Source organism: Streptomyces sp. NPDC001351 (genome assembly GCF_042896045.1).
In the GTDB taxonomy this organism is placed as follows: Bacteria; Actinomycetota; Actinomycetes; order Streptomycetales; family Streptomycetaceae; genus Streptomyces.
The window spans coordinates 99794-121768 of sequence record NZ_JBIAWS010000006.1 but is presented as its reverse complement, the minus strand read 5'-3'; the positions used below and the strand labels follow the sequence as shown (position 1 = coordinate 121768).

Annotated in this window: 20 protein-coding genes and 2 pseudogenes; 13 read left to right on the top strand and 9 right to left on the bottom strand. The window is 72.1% G+C overall.

Annotated features, from left to right (window positions below):
- The first annotated feature begins 52 nt into the window (after positions 1–52).
- The gene (locus tag ACFY1U_RS22885) at positions 53–661 is read left to right on the top strand and encodes a TetR/AcrR family transcriptional regulator (protein WP_390695970.1); all 609 of its coding nucleotides are present in this window, start codon (positions 53–55) and stop codon (positions 659–661) included.
- A gap of 7 nt (positions 662–668) precedes the next feature.
- Here the strand turns inward: ACFY1U_RS22885 and ACFY1U_RS22880 are convergent, their stop codons facing one another.
- Positions 669–1568 (bottom strand): MBL fold metallo-hydrolase, encoded by a 900-nt coding sequence (locus ACFY1U_RS22880; RefSeq protein WP_390695969.1) that lies wholly within the window; start codon positions 1566–1568, stop codon positions 669–671.
- An 82-nt stretch (positions 1569–1650) separates the two neighbouring features.
- On the opposite strand from ACFY1U_RS22880, the gene ACFY1U_RS22875 reads away from it, so the two are divergent.
- On the top strand, positions 1651–2502 hold the full coding sequence (locus tag ACFY1U_RS22875) for a LysR family transcriptional regulator (RefSeq protein ID WP_390695968.1): 852 nt from the start codon (positions 1651–1653) through the stop codon (positions 2500–2502).
- Positions 2503–2654: 152 nt separating this feature from the next.
- On the opposite strand, the gene ACFY1U_RS22870 is transcribed toward ACFY1U_RS22875, so the two are convergent.
- Both ACFY1U_RS22870 and ACFY1U_RS22865 read right to left on the bottom strand, forming a co-directional pair.
- Positions 2655–3776: an FAD-dependent oxidoreductase gene (locus ACFY1U_RS22870; protein ID WP_390695967.1), complete on the bottom strand. Its 1122-nt coding sequence runs from the start codon at positions 3774–3776 to the stop codon at positions 2655–2657.
- A gap of 476 nt (positions 3777–4252) precedes the next feature.
- A pseudogene (locus tag ACFY1U_RS22865) lies at positions 4253–4419 on the bottom strand (Atu4866 domain-containing protein).
- Positions 4420–4656: 237 nt separating this feature from the next.
- Between ACFY1U_RS22865 and ACFY1U_RS22860 the strand changes: the two are divergent.
- The 4 genes and pseudogenes from ACFY1U_RS22860 to ACFY1U_RS22845 all read left to right on the top strand — a co-directional run bounded on the left by ACFY1U_RS22860 (position 4657) and on the right by ACFY1U_RS22845 (position 8665).
- Positions 4657–5400: an Atu4866 domain-containing protein gene (locus ACFY1U_RS22860; protein WP_390695966.1), complete on the top strand. Its 744-nt coding sequence runs from the start codon at positions 4657–4659 to the stop codon at positions 5398–5400.
- 240 nt (positions 5401–5640) lie between these two features.
- Positions 5641–6240 (top strand): annotated as a pseudogene (locus ACFY1U_RS22855) (amidohydrolase); the annotation flags it as partial.
- A 505-nt stretch (positions 6241–6745) separates the two neighbouring features.
- Positions 6746–7753 (top strand): endonuclease/exonuclease/phosphatase family protein, encoded by a 1008-nt coding sequence (locus ACFY1U_RS22850; RefSeq protein WP_390695965.1) that lies wholly within the window; start codon positions 6746–6748, stop codon positions 7751–7753.
- A gap of 27 nt (positions 7754–7780) precedes the next feature.
- Entirely contained in the window at positions 7781–8665 is an 885-nt protein-coding gene (locus ACFY1U_RS22845; RefSeq protein ID WP_390695964.1) for a zinc-dependent metalloprotease, read from the top strand.
- A 100-nt stretch (positions 8666–8765) separates the two neighbouring features.
- On the opposite strand, the gene ACFY1U_RS22840 is transcribed toward ACFY1U_RS22845, so the two are convergent.
- Positions 8766–10616, bottom strand: coding sequence for a M1 family aminopeptidase (locus ACFY1U_RS22840; protein ID WP_390695963.1), 1851 nt, complete (start codon positions 10614–10616; stop codon positions 8766–8768).
- 253 nt (positions 10617–10869) lie between these two features.
- On the opposite strand from ACFY1U_RS22840, the gene ACFY1U_RS22835 reads away from it, so the two are divergent.
- Positions 10870–11658 (top strand): alpha/beta fold hydrolase, encoded by a 789-nt coding sequence (locus ACFY1U_RS22835; RefSeq protein ID WP_390695962.1) that lies wholly within the window; start codon positions 10870–10872, stop codon positions 11656–11658.
- A gap of 74 nt (positions 11659–11732) precedes the next feature.
- Here the strand turns inward: ACFY1U_RS22835 and ACFY1U_RS22830 are convergent, their stop codons facing one another.
- Entirely contained in the window at positions 11733–12698 is a 966-nt protein-coding gene (locus ACFY1U_RS22830; RefSeq protein ID WP_390695961.1) for a M56 family metallopeptidase, read from the bottom strand.
- A gap of 79 nt (positions 12699–12777) precedes the next feature.
- On the bottom strand, positions 12778–13203 hold the full coding sequence (locus tag ACFY1U_RS22825) for a BlaI/MecI/CopY family transcriptional regulator (protein WP_390695960.1): 426 nt from the start codon (positions 13201–13203) through the stop codon (positions 12778–12780).
- 103 nt (positions 13204–13306) lie between these two features.
- Between ACFY1U_RS22825 and ACFY1U_RS22820 the strand changes: the two genes are divergently transcribed.
- From ACFY1U_RS22820 to ACFY1U_RS22795, 6 genes are all read left to right on the top strand, one after another.
- Positions 13307–13990: a DedA family protein gene (locus tag ACFY1U_RS22820; protein ID WP_390695959.1), complete on the top strand. Its 684-nt coding sequence runs from the start codon at positions 13307–13309 to the stop codon at positions 13988–13990.
- Positions 13987–14592: a phosphatase PAP2 family protein gene (locus tag ACFY1U_RS22815; protein ID WP_390695958.1), complete on the top strand. Its 606-nt coding sequence runs from the start codon at positions 13987–13989 to the stop codon at positions 14590–14592. The genes ACFY1U_RS22820 and ACFY1U_RS22815 overlap by 4 nt, the downstream gene beginning before the upstream one ends.
- Positions 14593–14634: 42 nt before the next feature.
- Positions 14635–14817 (top strand): hypothetical protein, encoded by a 183-nt coding sequence (locus ACFY1U_RS22810; RefSeq protein ID WP_390695957.1) that lies wholly within the window; start codon positions 14635–14637, stop codon positions 14815–14817.
- Positions 14818–15035: 218 nt separating this feature from the next.
- Positions 15036–15896: a phosphatase PAP2 family protein gene (locus ACFY1U_RS22805; protein ID WP_390695956.1), complete on the top strand. Its 861-nt coding sequence runs from the start codon at positions 15036–15038 to the stop codon at positions 15894–15896.
- A 163-nt stretch (positions 15897–16059) separates the two neighbouring features.
- Positions 16060–16722, top strand: a complete 663-nt coding sequence (locus tag ACFY1U_RS22800; protein WP_390695955.1) for a response regulator transcription factor — start codon at positions 16060–16062, stop codon at positions 16720–16722.
- Entirely contained in the window at positions 16719–18140 is a 1422-nt protein-coding gene (locus ACFY1U_RS22795) for a sensor histidine kinase (RefSeq protein WP_390695954.1), read from the top strand. Before ACFY1U_RS22800 ends, ACFY1U_RS22795 begins: the two co-directional genes overlap by 4 nt.
- Here ACFY1U_RS22795 and ACFY1U_RS22790 read toward each other — a convergent pair.
- From ACFY1U_RS22790 to ACFY1U_RS22780, 3 genes are all read right to left on the bottom strand, one after another.
- A complete protein-coding gene (locus ACFY1U_RS22790) occupies positions 18121–19014 on the bottom strand; it encodes a hypothetical protein (protein ID WP_390695953.1) in 894 nt (297 codons plus the stop codon). The two genes, ACFY1U_RS22795 and ACFY1U_RS22790, sit on opposite strands and share 20 nt — an antisense overlap.
- 337 nt (positions 19015–19351) lie before the next feature.
- Positions 19352–20434, bottom strand: a complete 1083-nt coding sequence (locus ACFY1U_RS22785) for a lysylphosphatidylglycerol synthase domain-containing protein (protein WP_390695952.1) — start codon at positions 20432–20434, stop codon at positions 19352–19354.
- Positions 20435–20459: 25 nt separating this feature from the next.
- Positions 20460–21971 carry a hypothetical protein gene (locus tag ACFY1U_RS22780; protein ID WP_390695951.1) on the bottom strand — a complete coding sequence of 504 codons (1512 nt, stop codon included), beginning with the start codon at positions 21969–21971 and terminating at the stop codon, positions 20460–20462.
- Positions 21972–21975: the final 4 nt, after the last annotated feature.

Sequence of the window (21975 nt, the reverse complement as noted above, 5' to 3'; positions counted from 1 at the left end):
GTTTTGAGGGATGATATGGACCGCGGGTCCGTTTTGCAAGGAGGGGAGTGCCGTGACCGAGCGCAGACCGCGCAAGGACGCAACTCGTAACCGAGCGGCCGTCTTTGAGGCAGCCGACGCGTTGTTCGCTCAGGGGCAAAGCCCCGAGAGCATCACCATGGCCGACATCGCGGCTGCGGCCGGCGTCGGCAAGGCGACGCTCTTCCGCGCCTTCGGTGATCGCACCGGGCTGATCCGCGCGCTGTGCGCGGCACGGCTCGAACCGATCAGGAACGCGATCGAAGAGGGCCCGCCGCCGCTGGGGCCCGCCACCCCGCCGCAGGTGCGGGTGCCGGCCCTGCTCGACGCCGTCCTGTGCTTCAAACTCGACAACCGCCACCTCGCACTCGCCCTGGAGCAGGACGGCGCGGACAGCCCCTACCGCACCGAACACTACGAGCGCTGGCACACCCTGCTCCGGGACCTGCTGGCGCAGATCCCGGAACTGGCAGACACCGACGTCGTCGACTTCACCGCTCACGCACTGCTCGCCGCCACCCGGGCCGACCTCGTCGCCCACCTGGCCGGCGAGAAGGGCGCATCCCGCGAGCAACTGCGGGACCAGCTGGCCAAGTTCACCGCTTCGGTCCTCGGCACCCGTACGGGGCAGGGGGCGCCCTGAGGGCGGGTCATACGGCGTGTTCGGCGCACAGGCATCCCACGCCCCGCTCGATCCACTCCCGGCCGGCCCACTGCGGATGCCGCTCGATCAGCAACGCCCGGACCTCGGCGACGATCGCGTCCTCACCCATCGCGGAATCACGCCTGAGCCACGTCTCGTCGCGCAGTTCCCGCAGATAGTCGCGGACGTCGGCGAGCACCTGTGGTCCGCCGAGGTCGCCGTGCCCCGGCACGACGACGCGGGGTTCGGTGGCGGCCAGCCAGTCCATCACCGTCAGCCAGCGCACGCCGGAGACGTCCGTGTCGTACGGCGGGAACCACGGGAAGATGGCGAACTGCCCCGTCTCGGCCAGGTCGCCGGTGAACAGGACGCCCGCGTCCGGGACTTCGACCACCTGGTCGCCCTTCGTGTGGCCGCGGCCGGTGGGCCGCAGCCGTACGGTCCGGCCGCCGAGGTCCACGTCGTAGCCGGTGTCGTCGTCGTAGACCACGTCGGGGACGGGCACCGGAACGCCGTTCAGGCGGCGGGCGATCGGCCCGCCGAAGCCACGGAACATCTCCAGGTAACCGGGCCCCTTCATCTTCAGGTCCTCCGCCTGCGCGCGGTTGACCAGGTACGTGGCCCGGCCGGCGAAGACATGCGCGCCGAAGGCGTGCTCGGGGTGGAAATGGGTCGTGGTCAGATACAACCGGCGGCCCTTCGCCACCTCGGAGGCGAAGGCGAGGACCTGCTCGGCGTTGGCGGTGCCGATGCCTGTCTCGACGACGAGTACGGCCTGCATACCGCCGATGATGCCGATGTTGGGCACCAGTTGGACCCCGCGGTTCGGGATCACCAGCAGGTCGGGCGCGATCTCCTGCGCATGGGCAACCTGCACGGCGGGGTCGGGAAGCTGTTCGTCCGTCATGCTCCGATTCCACTGCCCCCGGACCACGGCCGTCCAAGACCGACCAGGTGGGCTCGATACCGAACGGGTATTTTTGCCGGTCATGGAGCTACGCACGCTGCGCTATTTCGCCGCCGTCGCCGAGGAACTCCACTTCGGCCGTGCCGCCGCCCGCCTGCACATGAGCCAGCCACCGCTGAGTCGGGCCATCAAGCAGCTGGAGACCGACCTCGGAGCCGCACTGCTGCACCGCTCCGCCGCGGGCGTCACCCTCACCCCCGCCGGGGCGACCCTCCTGGACGAGGCGCGCACCCTGCTTGACCAGGCCGAACGCATACGCGTACGGGTAGCTGCGGCGGCCGGCGCCGCGAGCCTCACCGTCGGCATCCTGGGCGACGGCACCGATCGGGGTGCCGCACGGCTGGCCGCCGCGTTCCGGCGGCGGCACCCCGGCCTCGAGGTCCGCATCCGCGAGACCGACCTGACCGATCCGACCTGCGGACTGCGCGCCGGACTGGTCGACATCGCCCTGACCCGCGGGCCGTTCGACGAGACCGGCCTGACCGTGCGCGAGCTGCGCACCGACCCGGTGGGGGCGGTGTTGCGCGCCGACGACCCGCTGGCCCGGCGCGACCATCTGGAGCTGGCCGACCTCGCCGACCGGCCCTGGTTCCGGTTCCCGGAGGGCACCGACCAGCTCTGGCGGTCGTATTGGAGCGGCGGCGAGCCGCGCGAGGGGCCGGTGGTGCGCGCCGTCCAGGAATGCGTACAGGCCGTGCTCTGGAACGGCACGGTCGGAATGGCCCCGCTCGGCCACGACCTGCCCGCAGGACTCGCCGTCGTACCGCTGACGAACATGACGCCGAGCCGCGTGGTGGTGGCGTCGAAAGACAGCGACGCCAACCCGTTGCTCCGCTCGTTCGTGCAGATCGCGACGGCCGCCTACCGCGACTGAGAGTCCCCCCGTTCGCCGCCGCCGGTCCCCGGCCCCGCACCGCCGGACGTACGGGCGAACTCGGCGGGCGTTCGGCCGTACTGGCTCTTGAAGGCCCGGATGAAATGGCTGCTGCCGCGTCCGCGACAAGATCGCGAACCCGGACCGAGGCGTCAGGAGCGATCGAACAGAGTGACTACGCTCTGCGGTGCTTCCTGGCCGAAGAAGATCTCCAGGTTCTCCGCCGAGCGTCCGGCCGAGTCGCTACTACGCCGGAACAGCCGCTTCTCGTAGGCGGTGAGCGCAACCTCGATGTCGGGTTGCTCAACCAGCTTGCTCGCCAGGTCCGCGCCGTCGTACATGGCGAGGTTCGCGCCCTCGCCGGCGAAGGGCGACATCAGATGCGCGGCGTCGCCGACGAGCGTCACGCCGGGCACCCTGTCCCATTCGAGCCCGACGGGCAGGGCATAGACGGGGCGGAGCCACGGCTCCGCGTCGCTCTGTGTCACGAAGGCGGTGAGCAGGGGCGACCAGCCATCGAATTCGTCAGCAACTTGGCGGAGGCCTGCGGACGGGTCGCCGAAGTCGATCGACCTCATCCACTCCTCGGGCTTGTTCAGCGCCACGTATCCGCGCACGTGCCCGTCGGCGTAGCGATGCGCGATGATGCCTTTGCCCGGCGCGACGGCCATCAGCGTGCCGCTGCCGATCGCGGCAACGCTCGCGTGAGAGCTCTGGTCGCCCGCGGCGAGGGCGATCTCGATGAAGCAGGTTCCGCTGTAGACAGGCTTGGCGGGGGTGAGCAGCGGACGCACCTTCGACCAGGCACCGTCCGCGCCGATGACGATGTCGGCGTGCGTGGCGGGACCTTCCGTGAAGGTGAGGTCGTAGCCGCCCTCCACACAGTGCCGGATCGAGGTGAGCTTGTGCCCCCACCTGATCGTCCCGGGCGTCAGCGAGTGGATGAGCAGGTGCCGCAGTTCGCCGCGATCCACCTCTGGGCGGGCCGAACCGGGGTCCCCGGGCATGTCGAACAGAAGCGTGCCGTGGCGGTCGACCACGCGCTTGGCGTCCTCGCCGGGGCGGACCAGGGTGAGGAACTCGTCGTGGAGACCGGCTGCGTGCAACGCGAGCTGGCCGGTCTCTTCGTGGATGTCGAGCAGGCCGCCTTGCGTACGGCTCGCCGCCGAAGCCTCGCTCTCGTAGATCGTCGCGGCGACGCCGTGAGCCTGGAGCACCCGCGCGAGCGTCAGCCCGCCCAGTCCTGCTCCGACAATGGCGATGGTCTTCTCCATGCTGCGCTCCTGTGTCGCGCCGGCATGCGCCGGCGATGGTCAGCGCCGAGAGCGGACAGACTGCCCGGTCTCGGCAAGGAGACGCTCAACGATCAGAACCATCTGCATCGATGTATGTGCGATGTCCGGCGTGTGGACCGCGGAACATCGTTTTTCGCGACCTCGTGACTATAGCTCGGCATCCGCCTCGCGGTGACGGGACCCTGGGACCGCTCACGCTGCGACGCACCGCGCCCGCCAGGCTCATCCTCGACAACCGCCTCGAATTGATGGCGCGAGCCCAAGTCACACCGCCGACGGCGGAGCTGCTGTGGGACGCGTCGAGCCATGGTCATGCCATGCACGCGGCTTGAGCTGTTTTGCCTGCTGGCGTACTGCAACCCGCGCCATCGGCCTCACGTTCCCGGCGCCAGTGCCTGGAACGAACAGCCCCGACAAGAATTCCGCGTGACCTGTCAGCCGCGCGACCGGATGCCTCAGTCCCGGGCGCGCTCGTCGCCCTCGCGGTAGAGCACCAGGTGCTCATGGAAGAGAACGCCGTGCAGCTGCCGGTGCAGGCACTGCGGCGGTTGCCGTGGGCCTCGTCGTAGCGGCCGTTCGGCAGAAGTTCCTGGCGGATGAATCCGTCCGCGGTCACCCACATCCCGACGTAGGGGTGCGGGTCGCGGGGCGTGTCGTTGCTGGCCCCCGTCGCGAGTCGGCGGGGCCGACCATGGGGGGCGCGCACCTGGGGGTACGGCGGCCTGGTTCCGATTCCGCCGCGCGATGAACCTGATGGTCACGCAGCTGCCGTAACTGCCGGGCAACTGCCTCCACCTGCACCGGCGTTCGCTTCGTGTGCCGGGCAGAGAGATGAGCCGAACCTCCCTGAAGAGCACCCATGACCATCACCGATACCGAGAGCGTGAGCTGGAACCCGAAGGCCCTCGACGAGATGGTCTCGAACGACGCCGGCCGTCCTGTCCTGTTCACCAACGCCCGGATCGTGACGGTGGACCCGCTGAGCGGGACCGTGACCGGCGCCGACGGTCCCCTGATCGTGGGCGTCGGCCCCGGCAGCGTCACCGCGGCGGAGGACGACAACGCCATCGTCGTCGACTGCACGGGCATGACCGTCGTGCCCGCCGTCGTGGACACCCTCGCGCTGGCCGGCGGACGTGGCCGCCGCTCGGAGTGCGTCGCGACACTGACTCCGGGCAACACCACCGACTTCCTGGTGGTGCCCGACGAACTCGCCGCCGACGTGCTGAGCGAGGTAGCCACCCTCATGTCCCGGCCGGAGCAGGTCCGCGCGCTGGTCGCGGCCGGCCGGCCCGTCCTGTGGGCGGGCACCGGCGCCCCCGGCCGTGCCGCCGCCCCCGAGGCGGGTATCCCGGCCGCACCGGATCTGACCGGCAGCCCGCGGGTCGACGTCTGGATCGACCGGAAGGGCTTCCTGCACCAGGAGCTCACCGCCGACGACCGCTACGACGAGGCCCGCGGCGGTCGCCCCCACGCTTACCAGGGCCGGTTCTGGATCGACGGCGACCGCATCGACTACCTGGACGACCTCGGCTTCTGGGCCTGCGGAGAGTTCCAGGGCGACGAACTGCACCACGCGGGCTACGTCATGAAGCTGAGCTGACCCGCCGGTCGGCGGATGCCGTGCGGCAAACACAGCGACCCGGCCCACCGGGCAGCCCACAGACGACCGGCTCCAGGGCAGTGCCGCCCGTACACGTCGTGATCCTGGGTGCGCGACACCTGGGGAAACGGCGGCCTGGTTGCCGTAGCCGGGGCGACCAAGGCTTGAAGCCGAACAGCACCGGCGCCCCCGGAATCAGCCCACCACCCCCCTCTTCCACGTACGGAAAGAAGACCCCTCGTGAACGTCGACGACGCCACCAGCGCCGCCGTCCTCGAACAGCTCCGGCGCCGCCCCGCAGAAGAACGGCGCATCCTGTTCACCGGCGCGACCATCGTCACCATGGACCCCGACCTCGGCGTCATCGAGGGCGGTGACCTCCTCGTCGAGGGCGACACCGTCACCGCCGTCGGCCCCGACCTCGCCGCGGACGATGCCGTGCTCGTCGACGCCACCGGCGCCATCCTCAGCCCCGGCTCCGTCGACACCGACCGGCATGCCTGGGAGGCTCAGCTGCGCCGGATCATGCCGGACGTCGACGACCTCGGCGGCTACGTCATGGCCACCCTGGCCGGCTACGCCACGGTCTACCGGCCCGAGGACATGTACACCGGCACGAGGCTGGCCGCCCTCACCGCGATCGACAGCGGCATCACGACCATGCTCGACTTCTCCCACAACTCCCGCAGCCGAGAGCACTCCGACGCCGCCGTCGAGGCCCTTCGCGACACCGGCATCCGCGGCGTACACGCCTCCATGGGCCCGCACTTCGGCGACTGGGACCGCCAGTGGCCCGGCGATCTGACGCGCCTCAAGGACCAGTACTTCAGCAGCGACGACCCGTGCAAACCCGTAGAAGCGTACGTACCCGCGGGCGAAGGAGACGGCCGCCGCCCCGCGGGCCGGTGACGGGCGCCTGCCCGACCCCCCTTCTATCCGAGCGGAATTCAGTACTCCGTGTGGGCGCTGAGGCGGTGACTGCGTCCGCGGCCGGGCAGCCGATGTCGCTGAAGCACCATCTGGCGACAGCCCTGCAGATAGGGCAGGCGGAGCGTGAGCGGCCGTCGTCGGGGTAGTCGGACTCTGCTTGTCCGGGGAAGGGCCGTCCGCACCTGGGGAGGTCGAAGCGGCCCTTCCCCGCCCCTTGTCCTCGTGCTCGCCTTCCTGCTGTTTGCGCCCGACGCCGGGCGTGTTCATCAGTGTGCGGCGGGATGAACCATGGGCCGGTGCGGGTCAGGCATCCCTCGATCAGTGTGCCGGCGTACGGCGACCAGACGGATTCTTCTTCCTGCCGCAGTAGTTGACAGGGTGTTATCCAGTCCAGCAGACGTTCGAAAGGGGGACCGTGGAGCGCGCCCAGGTCCGCAGGGGACCCGCCGGTTCCCGGAAGTCGGTGAGGCTGGCGACCTTCAACGTGCTGCACGGCCGTCAGGTACGTGAGGGGGGGCCGGTTCCCCCCTCTGCCGCCGATGCCGAGCGGCCACTCGCCGAGGCCGTCGCATCGCTGGACGCCGATGTCGTGAGCCTTCAGGAAGTTGACCGCTTCCAGGAACGCTCAGGGCTCACCGACCAGGCACGGGTCGCGGCCGAAGCGGCCCGTGCCGAGGACTGGCGCTACGCGTCGGCACTCCACGGCCGCTCCGTGCTCGGTCAGGGTTGGGTGCTCGACCCGAGCGAGCCGGGGCTGCGCGTGTACGGCCCGGTCGGCGGCGCGCCCGGAGCGGCGCCCCCCTCACACGGCATCGCCCTTCTCTCCAGGCTCCCCGTACGCGAGTGGCGAGCTGTACGGCTGGCCCCGGCTCCGCTCGGCATGCCGCTGCGCGTGGTGGGGCGCCCCGGTCTCACGGTGGTTCGCGACCGGCCACGGGCCGCGTTGGCCGCCGTCCTGCAGGGACGACGCGGCCCGTTCACCGCCGTAGCGGTGCACCTGTCCTTCGTGCCGGGATGGAACGCGCGCCAACTCCTCGCGCTGCGCGCCTTGATCGCCGATCTGCCCCGACCACACCTTCTGCTGGGCGACTTCAATCTGATCGGCGCGATTCCCCGCGCTGTGCTCAATGCCGCCGAACTGCTCGACCCCAGCCGAGACCGTCCCACACGGCATCACCAGGCACCTTCCTTGAGCCCGCGCAGACGCCGACGGCAGAACCACGAGTTGCGGCAGCAGAACACCGCACGGCGGTACGGCTGGCGCGACCTCGCATCCGTACCGACCTACCCCTCCCACCGCCCGGTGCTGCAGTTCGACCACGTGTTGGCGAGCGGACTCCCTCAGGACGCCGTGTACGCGAAACACGCGCCACCGACCCCGATCTCGGACCACCGGCCCCTGGTGGTCGACCTACGGGTGTAGACCTCTGCGGCAACCGCCGTAGCGGAGTTGGTCCTCGCACGGCTGCGTCAGCTCGCCGCGCACGAGATCGGGCACGCCCTCCGCTTCCTGCACAACTACGCCAGTACGCACCACCCCAAGCCGTCGGTCATGGACTGTCCGCACGCGCGCGTCACGGTGACCCCGGACGGAGACCTCGACTTCTCCGACGCGTACGCCACCGGACTCGGCCCCTGGGACCACTTCCTCGTCGCCCACGCGTACGGCGACTTTGCCGATGGTCAACTCGCCGCCCTGCGCCGCGATGCGGCCGACTCCGGCCTGTACTACGTCACCGAGGAGGACGGCCAAGAGCCGCACGCCTCCCATGCCGACGGGGTCCCGTGGGTCACCGCGGGCGACGCCCTCGAGGCGCTGGACACGATCCTGCGGGTACGCCGCATCGCCCTGGCCGGCTTCTCCCGTGGGGTGCTGCCGCCCGACCGGCAGACCGGTGAGCTGGAGGAACGGGCCGTACCGCGCCAGCTGCCGCACCGCCACGAGGTGACGGCCGTCGCCACGCTGATCGGCGGGGTGCGGCACGCGTACGGCCTGTCGGGCGAGGCCGGTACCGGAACCGTGCCCGTCGACCCCCGCACCCAGCGACGCGCCCTGACCCGGCTGACCGGGTTCCTGCATGCCGAGCAACTGGCCCTGCCCGACGCGGCGTTGGGCGCCCTCACCCCACCGGCGACCCGCTACCGCCGGACCGACCAGTACGTCGACACCGCTGCGGGCCTGTGCAGCACACCCCCGACCAGGCACTCCTCCACCATGCCTTGCGCACGCTCGGCTCCGACGCCCTGCACACCCTGGTCCGTTCCGAGCTCCGTTCCGTCCTGCGCGAACTCGCCGCGGACCTCGCCCCATGTGCCGCCCAGCGCGCCCAACTGAGCTCAAGCACTGGCACGTTGAGGCGAGGGGCAAACGCCAAGCGGGCCCACGAGGCGTTCGCCGCGCGGGCCCGCCGGGCCGTCAGCCGTAGGTCCGACGCTCAGCCGTCGATGCGGTGCGTGCTCCAGAAGGAGGTCAGGTCCGTGGCCGTCGCGGCCTGCGCGGCCGCCTTGAACTCGGCCGTGGTCGAGACGCCGTACCAGTGCGAAGTGGCGTAGTCCCTGAGCAGCTTGGTCATCGCCGTGTCGCCGAGCAGCCGCCGCAGGTCGTGCAGGGCGCACTTGCCGTAGCCGTAGACGACGGTGGAGTAGCGGGACGAGTGGGCGTCCCAGTAGGCCATGGAGTTGGTGATCTTCTCCGCGGACGAGGCCCAGGAGACGCTGTTCCAGCAGTTCGTGCCGGTCTTGCCGAGCGCCAGGTCGGTGGCGTAGTCGGTGAACGCCTCGTCCAGCCAGGGGCTGTTGTACTCGTCGTCGCCGACGATGCCGTACCACCACTGGTGGCCGATCTCGTGGGTGAGCGCGGTGGTGCTGACCAGGTCGAGGACGAACCCGGGGTACTCCATGCCGCCGAACCAGTAGTTGTTGTCGATCACCGCGTCCAACTCGCCGTACGGGTACGCCCCGAAGCGCGCCGCATGGGCGTCCACGGCCGACTTGGCGGTGGAGAGCATCGACTGGGCGTCGGAGGAGCTGATGTCCGAGACGGAGTAGATGTTGATCGCGGTCCCGGCCGCCGAGGTGCCGGAGATCTTGTTGAACGGGCCGGCCGCCCAGGCGAAGTCACGCACCTTGGAGGCCGTCGCGGTGGTGACGGTACGGCCGCTGGAGCCCGGGGTGTCGGTCGAGGTGCCGGTGGCCGGGACCAGCAGGGCGCTCGGGTGGTCGAGGGTCACCTTGAAGTCGGCGGCCAGGGAGTAGAAGGACTCGCCGTTGTTGGTGTACGGGTCCAGGTGCCAGCCCGAGCCGTCCTTGACGGCGAGGACGGGCAGCGCGTTGCCGATGTTGTTGAAGGCCCCGTCGTGGCCGAACCGGTCGGCGCCGCTGGGCACGGTGATGCCGAGGTCGAAGCCGATCGTGGCGGACTGCCCCTGCGCCAGCGGCGTCGGCAGGGTGACCTGCAGGGCCGTGCAGGCGACGGACAGCGAACCCGCCGTACCGCCGGTGACGTTGGTGACCGTGATCGGCATGGCGTCGCAGGTGCCGTGGTAGTTGTCCCACAGCCTCAGGTACACCTCGCTCAGCGCGGTCGAGGAGGCGTTGGTGAAGGTCGCGCTCTCGTGACCGGTCCACACCGTGCCGCTGGTGTTGCTGCTGAGGCTGACCGTGTACGAGGGCGTGGCGGGCGTGCGGGTGGAGTCCGCCGGCGGGGTGCTGTCCCCGGACGTGTCGAGGGCGATGTCGTCGAGGACGAAGCTGGTCTGCAGGCTGGAGTCCTCGCTGCCGGTGAAGGCGAGGCTCACGGTCTGCCCCGCGAACGCCGAGACGTCGAGGGTCTTCTTCACGTACCCGGCGTTCTTGTCGAGGTTCGAGTACGTCGCCAGCGTCGTGCTGCCGATCTTCGCCGTCAGCTTGTCGTACGCGACGGACGAGGTCGTCTCGGTGGTGTCGATGTGGAGCCAGAAGGAGAGCGTGGCGGTGCTGCACCCGGACGGGATCGTGACGCTCTGGGAGAGGGTGTCGGTGTGGGTGCCGCCCGTTCCGTCCAGCCAGGCGTAGCTCGTGCCGCCGTGTGCGGTCTGGCCGGAACGGCTGGTGATGACGCTCGTCGAGGACTGGGTCCACGGCGAAGTGCCGCTCTCGAAGCCGCCGTTGGTGACCACCTGGGCCGGGGTGCAGGCCGCCGCGGCCGACGGGGCGGCTGCGGCGGGGGTGGCGGGCAGGGAGACGGCGGCCAGCGCGGCGACTGCCAGAGCGCGCAGGGCGATGGATCTGTGGGGGGTCCTTCTCACGCGAAACTCCTTTGCGGCGGCCGGGATCCCGGCCTGCTCGGTGCCGCCCGGCCGGCTGGGGTGCGCCTGCGGACGGCAGTGGGCTGCGTGTATCGGTGGTGCGACCGCTGTAGCGTGGCAGATTTGTCGAGGGCATGCCATGAAAAGCCAGTGAAGCGGGTTGGGGTGATCGCCGGGAAAGCGCTGCCGAGGGGGAGGAACATGGACCTCAGTGACGGCAGTCTTCGCCTGTCGACGAGAGGACCGGCTGGTTGTGGCACGGGTCGGAGTGAACGGCGTGGAGCTCTTCTACGAAACGGCCGGGGACGGCGATCCCCTGGTCCTGGTGCACGGATCATGGGGCGACCACGACAACTGGACCCCGGTCCTCGACGCCCTCGCGAAGCGATTCCGGGTCCTCGTCTACGACCGGCGGGGGCACAGCCGGAGCGAACGCCCCGCCGGGCAGGGGACCCGCACCGAGGACGAGGACGACCTCGCGGCACTGATGGAGGCACGGGGATACGCGCCGGCGTACGTGGCGGCCAACTCCTTCGGAGCCTCGACCGCACTGGGCCTGGCCGCCCGGCGCCCCGGACTCTTCCGGGGCCTCATCGCCCACGAGCCCCCGCTCCTGGGCATCGTGGCCGACGTTCCCGAGCTGCAGCCGCTGATGACGGACATCGCGAAGAAGATCGAATCCGTGATCGCCCATCTGCGGGCGGGCGAAACCCTGGCGGGAGCATACGAGTTCGTGGAAGAGGTCGCGCTGGGCCCCGGAATGTGGGAGCGGCTGCCGGACGCGGTCCAGGAGACGTTCCTGCGCAACGCCCCCACCTTCGCCGACGAGCAGTCCGATCCGAACTGGGCCGTCCTCGACCTCGACCGCCTCGCCGGCTACACCGGGCCCGCCCTGCTGTCGAAGGGCACACAGAGCCCGCCGTGGTTCGCCACGATCGTCAGCCGGCTGTCCGCGGCCCTGCCGCAGGCGCGGACACACACCTTCGAGGGCGCGGGGCACATCCCTCATGTCACGCATCCGGCGATTACGTCGACCTCGTGACCGGTTTCGTCGAAGGGGCGGCCCGCCGGTCTCCATGACCCGTGGCTCTACGGGGCTGTCGGGTCTGCGCGGGGTCAGTCGCCGTCGCCGAAGGCCGCGTGTCCCTGTTGCCCCTGCTCGCCCTGGGCGACCTCGATGCCCGCGTGCAGATCGGTTGCCGCGTCCAGCACCGCCGTCGCCGATACGGCCACGCAGGCCAGGAGCAGACAGGCCAGGGAGCGGGGGAGCAGACGGGCGGCGGGTGCGGGAGTGGTCAGGAGGGCGGTGACGCGGCGAGGGACCGGGCCCGCCGTGGCCGTCAGCGACAGGCGCGGGCGCGCGGAGGAGCCCGCCGCCCGGGCCGCGAGGGCGGCGCGGCCCACGGCTCGGGCGGTGAGCGCGCGATCGCCCGTCGCCTGCGCCGCGGACTCGTCGGCCCAGCGCTCCAGGGCGTACGAGAGCGGCGCGCGCAGGCCGCGCAGCGCGGGGTGCAACGCGACGGCGAACTCCACGGCCGCGAGGAAGACGTGGTGGCGGCCGGTGAGGTGGGCGCGCTCATGGGCGAAGAGCACCTCGCGTTCGCCGGCGCTGAGGGCGCGCAGCATTCCGGTCGTCACCACGATACGGCCGGGCCGCCCGGGCAGGGCGTAGGCCTCGGGCCGGTCGTCGTGCCGCACACAGAGATCGCCGGCGCTCGCACCGCTGCGGAACTGCCGGTGGGCGGCGCGCAGTTCGCGCAGGTGGCGGCGGGCCCGGTCGAGAACCAGGACGCCGAGACCGGTCAGCGCGAGGGCGGCCGGCACCGCGGCCGGCACGGTGGCGGGCAAGCCGGCGCCCAGCAGCTGCGGGGAGAGGTGTGCCGCCTCGGCGACGAAGGACAGACGCAGGGCGCCGGCCAGGGCGAGCATGCCCAGCGCCGCCGTGCTGGAGAGGGCGAGGACCAGCGCGAGAGCCGTCAGCGCCCAGGCGGCCGTCCGCGGCCGCAGCTGCTCGGCGCCACGCCGGGCCACGGGCACGGCGAGGAACGGCATGAGCAACGGAAGCCACACGGCGTAGATCACGGGATTCCTCCAGGGGCCGCCGGACCGTAGTCGACCAGCCTACGCGCCGCAGCCGACAACAAGATCCCCAAGGCGCTGTTCACACACTGCCCCCACCGCCCTCCGGGCCGCCCTCCAGGAGTGTGCGCAGGAGCTGTTCGTCCTCCGGGCTCAGATCGGAGACGAAGCGGGCGAGGACGGTGCCGCGGTCCTCGTCCTTGTCGAGTTCGGCGTGCATACGGCGGGCCGTGAGGCCGGGGGAGTCCTGGGCCGGGGCGTAGGCGTAGCCGCGGCCGGAGCGCGCGCGGGTGACCGCGCCCTTGGCGTGCAGACGTGTGAGGATCGTGGTCACCGTGGTGCGGGCGAGACCGCCGCCGAGCTCCAGCTGGACGGCGCCGGGCGTGAGCGGCGCGTCCGCGGCCCACAGTGCGGCCAGCACGCTCGCCTCGAGCTCGCCGGCCGGCCGTCGGTCCGTGCGCCCGTCGACCGGGCCGTCGACCGGCTCGTCAATCTGCCCCTCGGGCATGGGAACACTCCTCGGCTCTCATTCGTCTACAGTTCAGTAGACGGTCTACATGACTGTAGTCGCTAGACGCGGGTCCGTACCCGCTCCGTCTCCACGTCCCAGTATGAGAGGGGTCGCCTCCGTGGCAGCTGCCCAGTTCGCCGTCGCCCAAGCGGTGAACGTCCTGGATGCCGGATCCCTGCTGTCCGCCTTCGGCGCGTTCGGTATCGCGGTCGTCATGTTCGCCGAGACCGGCCTGCTGGTCGGTTTCTTCCTGCCCGGCGACTCGCTGCTGTTCACGGCCGGGCTGCTGTGCGTCCCCGGCGTCCATGGATCCGTGCACCTGTCACTTCCGCAGGTGCTGGCCGCCGCCGTGGCCGGCGCACTGCTCGGTGCCCAGACGGGGTACTGGCTCGGGCGGCGGGGCGGCCGCGCGCTGCTGGCCCGCAGCCGCGCGAAGAAGCTGCACGAGGGCGCGGCGCGGGCCGAGGAGCTGCTCGCGCGCTACGGGCATGCCAAGGCGGTGGTCCTGGCCCGCTTCGTGCCGGTCGTGCGCACCGTGCTGAACCCGCTGGCCGGGGCCCTCGACGTGCCGGTGCGTGTCTTCACCCCGTGGCAGGTGATCGGTGGCCTCATCTGGACGATCGGTCTGGTGCTGGGCGGTTACGCGCTGGGTTCCTCGGTGCCGAACGTCGACCGCTACCTGCTGCCGCTGGTCGCGCTCGTGGTCCTCCTCTCCCTGACCCCGATCGCGCTCGAGGCCCGGCGCGCCCGCGCCCGCCGCGCCTCCGAGGAGGCCTCCTCGTGACCGGCCTCGCCTTCGGCGGCGCCTCGGTGGACGGCGGCGCGTACACCTGGATCACCGGTCTCGCCCGTCACACCCCGTCCGCCGTGAACACCGTGATAGCCGTCTGGTCCGACTACGGCCTCGCGCTGTTCGGCGTGCTGATGCTCGCCGTGTGGTGGCGGGCCCGCAGCGCGGGGGAGGCGCGGATGGTCCGGGCGCTGGCGGCACCTGTCGTCGTGGTGGTCTGTTACGTGGTCGATGTGCTGGTCAAGTCGGCCGTCGCCGAACGCAGACCGTGCCGGACACTGCACACCGTCACAGTCGAGGCATGCCCGGCCGCGGGCGACTGGTCGTTCCCCAGTAACCATGCGGTGATCGCCGGTGCCGCCGCGGTGGCGCTGTGGCTCGCGCACGAGCGCCTCGGCCGGATCGCGGCTGTGGCCGCCGTCCTGATGGCCGTCTCCCGGGTCTGGATCGGCGTGCACTATCCGCACGACGTGGTCGTGGGCCTGGCATTCGGCGCGGCCCTGGCCTGGCCCCTCACCACCCTGGCGGACCGCGCCGCCCCTCTTGTCACCCGTGCGGCGGCCACTCGGCTCAGGCCGCTGGTGACGGCTTCATGACTGGGCACGAGGGGGAGGGAGACGAGCGGGGAGCTGGGCGTGGTGGAGGAGCCGCGAACGGCGGTGAAGCTGCCGGGACCGGTGGAGGAGCTGCGAACGGCGGAAAGGAGGTCGGGCCTGGTGGCGATGCTGGGCGCGGTGGGGGTGCTGCTGGGCCGGGCGGTGACGGTGAGCGCGGCGAGTGTGATGCCGGATCCGCCGGGGGCGGAGGGGCCGGGCACGTAACCCGGCGTTCAGCGCGGGGCCCGGCCGGCGGAGGGCGGCGGCCGGCGGTTCCGGGAGCGCAGGCGCGCGACCCTGCCGGGCGGCCGCGCAGGAGCCCGAGCGGACGAGGGCCGAGCGCCAACCGGAGCGGGCAAGGGCCGGGCCGAACCGGGCAAGGGCCAGGCGTCAACCGGACCGGACAAGAGCCGGTCGTGCATCGGGCCCGGCAAGGGCCAGGCGTGAGTCGGGCCGGACCACCGCCGGTGCTGCTTGCCGTCGTCTGCGCGCTGCTGTTCGCCGGCCTCGCGACCGCGGTGGGACTGCGCCACGGCGCCCCCCTGCCGGGAGACACGGCGGCCCACGCGTGGGGGCTTGCGCACAGGCCCCCGGAGGGGGTGGCGCTCGCCCGCGGGATCACGGCGACGGGGACGGGGCCCTGGCCGTACGTACTCGTCGTGATCGCCGGGCTCCTCGCGGGGCGCACCGCGCGTGAGCGGCTCCGGACCGCCGTAGTCCTCCTGGTCGTGCTGGTCGCCGGGCAACTGGTCCGCACCGGACTGATGGAACTGCTTGCGCGGGCCCGCCCGGCCCCCGCCGACTGGGCGACGCATGCGTCCGGCTTCTCGTTCCCCTCCGGCCACGCCACCAGTTCCGCCCTCACCGCAGGTCTGCTGTGCTGGGCGACGACTCGTCGCGCCCGCGTGGATCTCGCCCGCACGACCTGCACCCTCGCGGTGTGCTGGGCGGCGGCCGTCGGCCTGACCCGCGTGTACCTCGGGGTGCACTGGGCGAGCGACGTCATCGGCGGCTGGCTGCTCGCCGTCGCGTGGCTGGGTCTGTGTTGGTGGGGCTGGGCGCGGTGGCTGCCCGTGGAGTCGACGGGGCGCGAAGGGCCAGGGGCACCCGGCACGGGCACGGCGCTGGACGAGCCCGCCGTGCCCCTGTCCCCGGAGGCTTCCGGCCCGCGTCTGCCCACGGACGCTCGCGGCTTGCCCCCGTCTTCGGGCGCCTCCGGGCCGTCTCCGTCTTCGGAGGCCTTCGGTCCGCGTCTGGTCACGGACGCTCCTGGCCGTCCCCCGTCCCCCGACTCGGCCCCGTGATCGGACTACTGCTGCCTGCCTTCGTCTCCCCACCCGCCCCCGCCCAAGGACGTTCCGGACCCGCACCCTCCCGCTGACACCCCCTGGTCCGCCCCTGTCCTGGGAAACCCCCATAACCCCCACCCACAACCCCCGCACACCGCACCACCGCCGATGGAGGACCATGCCCCCCAAGATCCTGGTCGTCGAGGACGATCACGCCTTGCGTGATGTGCTGCTGCGTGGGCTGCGGGACGAGGGCTTTGACACCGTGCCGGCCGCCGACGGCGCGACCGCGCTGCGGCTGGCCGGGGACGAGGTGGCCGCAGCTGTGCTGGACGTGGGGCTGCCGGACGCGGACGGGCGGGACGTGTGCCAGGCGTTGCGGGCGAACGGGTTCGTGGCCCCTGTCATCTTTCTCACCGCACGGCAGAGCCTGACCGACCGGCTGTCCGGGTTCTCCGCGGGCGGCGACGACTACCTGCCGAAGCCCTTCCACCTGGTGGAACTCGCCGCCCGGCTGCGCGCGGCACTCAAACGCGCCGCACCGCCGCCCCGCCCCGCGGCCGGCGGCCTCGTACTGGACGCCCTGCGGCACTCCCTGACCGTGCGCGGAACCGAGGTCGACCTCACACCGACGGAGTTCCGGCTCCTGGCCCCCCTCATGGCGACCCCCGGCGAGATCGTGAGCCGGCGCGAACTCGTCCGGGCGGGCTGGCCGGAGGGCGCCCAGGTCAGCGACAACACCCTCGACCAGTACCTGACCCGGCTGCGCCGCAAGCTGCGCGAGGCGGGCAGCGAGGTCACGATCGGCACCGCGCGCGGCATCGGGCACCGGCTGACATGACCGCACCCCCCACCCGGCCGGCGGCCCCACGCACCCCGCGCGTCGGCCTTCCTCCCCGTCTCGTCCCCCGCACCCTGCGCGGCCGGCTCTCCCTGGTCGCGCTCACCACCGCCGCACTCCTGATGATCATCCTGACCGTCGTCTTCAACACCGTGGTCCGCCACCATCTGCGGCGTCAGGCGGACGACGAACTGCGCACCCGAGCGGCCGCCGTCGCCACCACCGTGGACACCGGCGGTCCGCGGGTACGGGTCCTGGAGACCGTCAACGACCATCTCCTCGACGCGAACGTGTGGATCTACGCCGGTCGGCGGCTGCTGGAGCAGCCGCCCTCGGCAGGCGCGCTCACCCGGGTCGCCGAAGGCCTGGCCCGCCGGGGCGGACGGCGCTGCGTCACCGCCTCCGGCCACGGTTCGGGCCCCGTCCGCCTCTGTTCCGAGCCCGTCCCCGGCGCACAGCAGGCGGCCACCATCGTCACGGCCCTGGACCTGTCGCCGTACCGCAGTTCGGCCGACACTCTGCTGCTGGGCTCGTTGGTCCTGGACGCCGTGATGCTGGCCTGCACCTACGCGCTGACCCGGCTGGCGGTAGGACGCGCGCTGCGTCCCGTCGAGGCGATGACCGACCAGGCGACGCAGTGGAGCGCGGTGGCCTCCGAGGAACGGTTCGGCAGCGCGGACCGCCCGGCCGAACTCGCCCGGCTGGGGGCGTCGTTGGACGCCCTCCTCGACCGTATCCGCGCGGTGCTGCGGCATGAGCGGCAGCTGACCGGCGAGCTCTCGCACGAGCTGCGCACCCCGCTCAGCAGGATCGTCGCCGAGCTGGACTGGTACCGCTCGCGCCCGCGCACCGCGGCCGAGACCAGCGCCGTGCACGAGACGATCGCCGAGGCCGCCGAGTCGATGCGCGCCATCTGCGACACCCTCCTGGACAGTGCCCGCGAGGACGCGACCACCGCCGCCCCCGGCACCGCCCCGGTCCTGCCCACCCTGCGCCGTCTCGCCGCACAGGCGGATCCCCCCGACCACGTGATGGTCACGGTCGACGCGGCCGGTGCCGGTGACGGCTCGGACGGACGGCTGGAGGCCGGCGTACCGGACGCACTCCTCGAACGGATCGTCAGCCCGCTGCTGGCCAACGCCCTGCGGTACGCCGAGTCGAGCGTCACCCTGAGCGCGGACCGCGACGGCGGCGGCGTACGCATCTGTGTCACGGACGACGGACCGGGCGTGCCGCCCGCCTTCGCCGGACAGCTCTTCCAGCCCGGCCGCCGCGCCGACCCGGACGACGGACACGGCGGAGCGGGCCTCGGGCTGCCGCTGGCGCGGCGCCTGGCCCGCTCCGCGGGGGGCGAGGTCTCCCACGATCCCGAACTCGCCCCCGGTGCACGCTTCGTGGTCAGACTGCCGCCCGGCTGACTCCCTCCGCGAGACGGCGCTCGCGCGCCTGGGCGTACCCCATCAGCCCGAGCAGTACGGCCAGCAGCACCGCCGACGAACCGGCAGTCCCGAGATCGAGGCCGCCCTTGGCGACGGGCTTGGTGAGGAAGTCGCCGGCCGTCGCACCGAGCGGCCGGGTCAGTACGAACGCGAACCAGAACAGCAGCACGTTCGGCACCGCGGGCACCTTCATCAGGGCGACCAGGACGGCGAGCACCCCGCCGACGAGCAGCGCACCACCGGCGTAGCCGAGGCCGGAGCTGTCGGAGAGGAAGTCGCCCATGGAGGTGCCGAGCGTGTTCGAGACGAGGATCGCCGACCAGAACAGCGCCTCCCCGCGGAAACTGACGATGTCCCGGATGACGAACGTCATCCCGGTCAGCTTCCACACGGCGAAGATGACGATCAGCAGCGAGATGAGGATGGCGGCGCCCGCCGGATAGCCGAGGCCCAGGCCCTGCGGCCCCCAGCCCAGCGAAGTGGCGCCGCCCGAAAGGTACTTGGCGCTGGCGTCGCGGTTCATGAAGTCGGACATCGTGGTGCCGGCCATGCTGGTCGACAGGATGACGGTCCAGTAGAAGAACGGGTTGTAGCGCCGCGACCTGAGCTGGACGACCAGCGTCACGATGAAGACCAGGAACAGCGCGATCGTGGTCAGGAAGTAGCCGAGCTTGAGGGTCTGCGAGAAGAGGTCGCCCGCTGTCTCGCCGAGGGTGGTCGCCGCGATCTTCATGATCCAGAAGGCCAGGGTGACCTCCGGGAGCTTCTTCACTACATCGCGACGGCCGGCGGCGGCGTCGAGGTCGCTGAGGACCGTCGACTCGGCCGCCTGTGTGGGGGGTTGCCGGGTCATGCGGTGGGGATCTCCTGTCGTCGTTGCGGTTCGGTGACGTCCTTGCGAGGGATCACGAGGAAGACGAGCGAGCCGAGGATCACCGTGCGGAACAGCGCGTTCGGCACCACGGTGCCCAGGCCCGGGCGAACTGGGCGACCTGCAGCTTGATCACCCAGACATATACGGCGACTTCGCGAACCTTGTTCAAACGCGGGGCACGATCGGCGGCGGGTGAACGGCGCCGCAGCAGCGCCGTGCGTGTACGCCGCAGCCGCCTCGGTTGCCCCAGACGTATCCAACGCCATAGGGGGGACGCTGTCACCGGAAACCTGAACGCATCCTGACTGCGGTGCCGTCACAGGGCTCTCGAACGGACCAGTCCGGCCAGCACCAGCAGCCCCGGCACCAGCGGCAGCCAGACGGTCAGCAACCGGTAGCCGAGCACGGCCGACACGCTCACCGAGCCAGGGGCGCCGGCCGTGGTCAGCGCCCAGGCGAGCGCGGCGTCCAGGGAACCGAGGCCGCCGGGGGTCGGCAGCAGGACGGCGGCACTGCTCGCGGCGAGATAGGCGAGCGCGATGCGCCCTGCGGGCAGCGGTACGTCCAGGGCGCGGACGACGGCGACCACCACCGCCGTGTGCAGGGCCGCGAAGGCCAGCGAGCCGCCCCACAGGGCCGCGGCGCGCCGGGGGTTCTCGTGCACGGCGCGTACGTCGGCCGCCGCGCAGGCCAGCGCCCGCCGCAGCCGCGTCCGCCGCACGAGCAGGACGGCCACGGGTACGGCCACGGCTGCCGCCAGCGCGCCGACCAGCAGCTTCGGTCCGCCCACCGACGGCAGCCGCAGCACACCGGGACAGGCGAGGGCGAGCACCGCCATCAGGGCGATCCGGACGACGGCCCCGGCGGTGGACTTGACCGCGAGGGCCGTGGCCGCGCGGCCGGGTGCCAGTCCGCTGCGCATCAGGAACCGCAGGTTGACCGCGCCCGCGCCGAGCCCGGCCGGCAGCAGATGGTTCGCCGCGGAGGCCGCGAACTGCACCGCTACCAGTCGCCCGGCGGGTAGCGCCTCGCGCACCGCGCCCTGCTGTGCGAGCGCCGCGCATGCCCAGGTCAGCAGGGTGAGCAGGGCTGCCAGCAGCAGCCGGCCGCGGTCGGCCACGGCCAGGCGGTCGACGCCCGAGTCGAGGACGGCCCAGTGGAGGGCGGCGAGGCCGAGGGCGGCGGCGGTGAGGACCAGTGCGGCCGCGGTCTGCCACGGCGCGAAGCGGTCCGCGGGCCGCGCGGATGTGCTCCGCCGCGGGGCCCGGACGGGCCGCCTTTCGTCTGCGGCTTCGTCGTGGCCGGTCGCGCCCCTCAAGGAGGCTGCCGAACCGCACCGGATCTCGCCAAGGGTGCTTGGCCTGCCGGCGGCCACGGACGAGGTGACCTCGGCGTTCATGCGTGCCGCCCTTCCACGGTCGTGGTCATCCCTGACCGCCTTCCTTGCCTACGGCGCCGGGAGCCAGATACGCGTAGCCGCCCGTCAAGCGGTGCGGCTGCCACGTACGGGCGTACGAGGGCGGGTGGATGAGGTGAGTGGTGAGGAGGACGACCGGCATGCGGTGGGCTGTTCGTGCGAGCTCCGCGCCGGTGATGTTGGCGTCGTGGCCGCCCGTGTGGGCGGAGGCGCAGCCCGCGGCGAAGGCGACCGGTACGGAGTCGCCCTCAGTGACCAGGCACGGTGGGTGTACGCCGAGACGGCGCAGGTCCGCGGCGGTGCGGCTCCAGACACGGTGCTCGGCGGCGGTTCTCGACACGGCGCGCTCCAACACGTCGAACTGGACGGCCAGATGGCCCGCGAGCCCCACAGCCACCACGGTCACCGCCAGGGTTCGCCGACGCCCGCCCGGCGCGTCGACCAGACGGGCCAGGGCGTCCGCGACCGGGATCGCGAGCAGGGCGTAGGCGGGCAGCAGGAAACGGGGCGCGGCATAGCCGATCAGGAAGAGATACGGCACGGCCGCGGTGACCGCACAGGCAAGCGGCAGCAGCGTGCGGGTCGTACGGCGGGCCCGTACGGCGATGACCAGCGCTGCGGCGGCGAGCAGCGGGAGGACGAACCACCAGGCGATCACCGGCGGGCTCGCGATCGCCCCCGTGCACGGGCGGCACAGGGCACGCCCGCCGAGGCTGCGGAGCTGGTCGACGACGGCGTTGTGCAGGCCCAGGCCGCCCTGGATACGGGAGCCGGCGGCCAGCCGGGCGCCGACGCCGCCGTAGTCGACGTATGCCTCGACGATCCACTCGGTGGCCCCCGCCGCGAGGCCGGTGACCAGGGCCAGCAGGAGTCGCAGCCGGCGTCGAGGGTGGACGAACAGCACGAGCGCGAGCAGCGGGAGGGCGACCCAGACGGCGTCCGTGGGCCGTATCCAGGCCATCAGCGCCGCGCCCGCGGCCACGCCCCACAGGGCGCCGCTCCGGGTACGGTCGGACCAGGTGTGCAGGAAGAAGCCCACGGTGGCCGACGCGCCCACGGCCACCCAGTAGTTGGGCATGGCCTGGGGGCCGTAGAAGAGGGTGATCCACAGTGAGGCGAACAGCGCGCCGCCTGCCGCGATCACTCGTACGGGGAACAGGCCCCGCCAGGCTCGCAGGGCCCAGTACAGGCCGAGCCCGGACAGGACCGCCAAGTACACCCGCAGCAGCGCGGTGGACGACGACCAGGAGGCGACGGGAGCCACCAGCAGGGTGATGCCGCGGGCGCGCGGTGCGCTGAAGAAGGCCGCCGGGGCGTGGCTGCTGACCTGGCTGACGTACACCGTCTCGTCCCAGCCCAGGCCCATTCCGGGCCGCACCAGGGCGAGTTGGAGCAGTGTGAAGGCGGCCGCCACCGCCGCGAGCCACCACTCGCCCGCGGAGCGCCACGGCGGCCGGGGGGTCGCCGGCGGCCCGTGCCGGGTGGCGCGGGTCGGAGCGGTGTGGGGGGTCCTCGTCATCGTT

Bases quoted from the DNA above. Each gene is read 5' to 3' on its own strand.
- ACFY1U_RS22800 (WP_390695955.1), top strand. From the start codon at position 16,060: ATGCCCCCCAAGATCCTGGTCGTCGAGGACGATCACGCCTTGCGTGAT.
- ACFY1U_RS22785 (WP_390695952.1), bottom strand. From the start codon at position 20,434: ATGAACGCCGAGGTCACCTCGTCCGTGGCCGCCGGCAGGCCAAGCACC.
- ACFY1U_RS22790 (WP_390695953.1), bottom strand. From the start codon at position 19,014: ATGACCCGGCAACCCCCCACACAGGCGGCCGAGTCGACGGTCCTCAGC.
- ACFY1U_RS22860 (WP_390695966.1), top strand. From the start codon at position 4,657: ATGACCATCACCGATACCGAGAGCGTGAGCTGGAACCCGAAGGCCCTC.
- ACFY1U_RS22825 (WP_390695960.1), bottom strand. From the start codon at position 13,203: ATGCCCGAGGGGCAGATTGACGAGCCGGTCGACGGCCCGGTCGACGGG.
- ACFY1U_RS22795 (WP_390695954.1), top strand. From the start codon at position 16,719: ATGACCGCACCCCCCACCCGGCCGGCGGCCCCACGCACCCCGCGCGTC.
- ACFY1U_RS22875 (WP_390695968.1), top strand. From the start codon at position 1,651: ATGGAGCTACGCACGCTGCGCTATTTCGCCGCCGTCGCCGAGGAACTC.
- ACFY1U_RS22820 (WP_390695959.1), top strand. From the start codon at position 13,307: ATGAGAGGGGTCGCCTCCGTGGCAGCTGCCCAGTTCGCCGTCGCCCAA.
- ACFY1U_RS22880 (WP_390695969.1), bottom strand. From the start codon at position 1,568: ATGACGGACGAACAGCTTCCCGACCCCGCCGTGCAGGTTGCCCATGCG.
- ACFY1U_RS22870 (WP_390695967.1), bottom strand. From the start codon at position 3,776: ATGGAGAAGACCATCGCCATTGTCGGAGCAGGACTGGGCGGGCTGACG.
- ACFY1U_RS22780 (WP_390695951.1), bottom strand. From the start codon at position 21,971: ATGACGAGGACCCCCCACACCGCTCCGACCCGCGCCACCCGGCACGGG.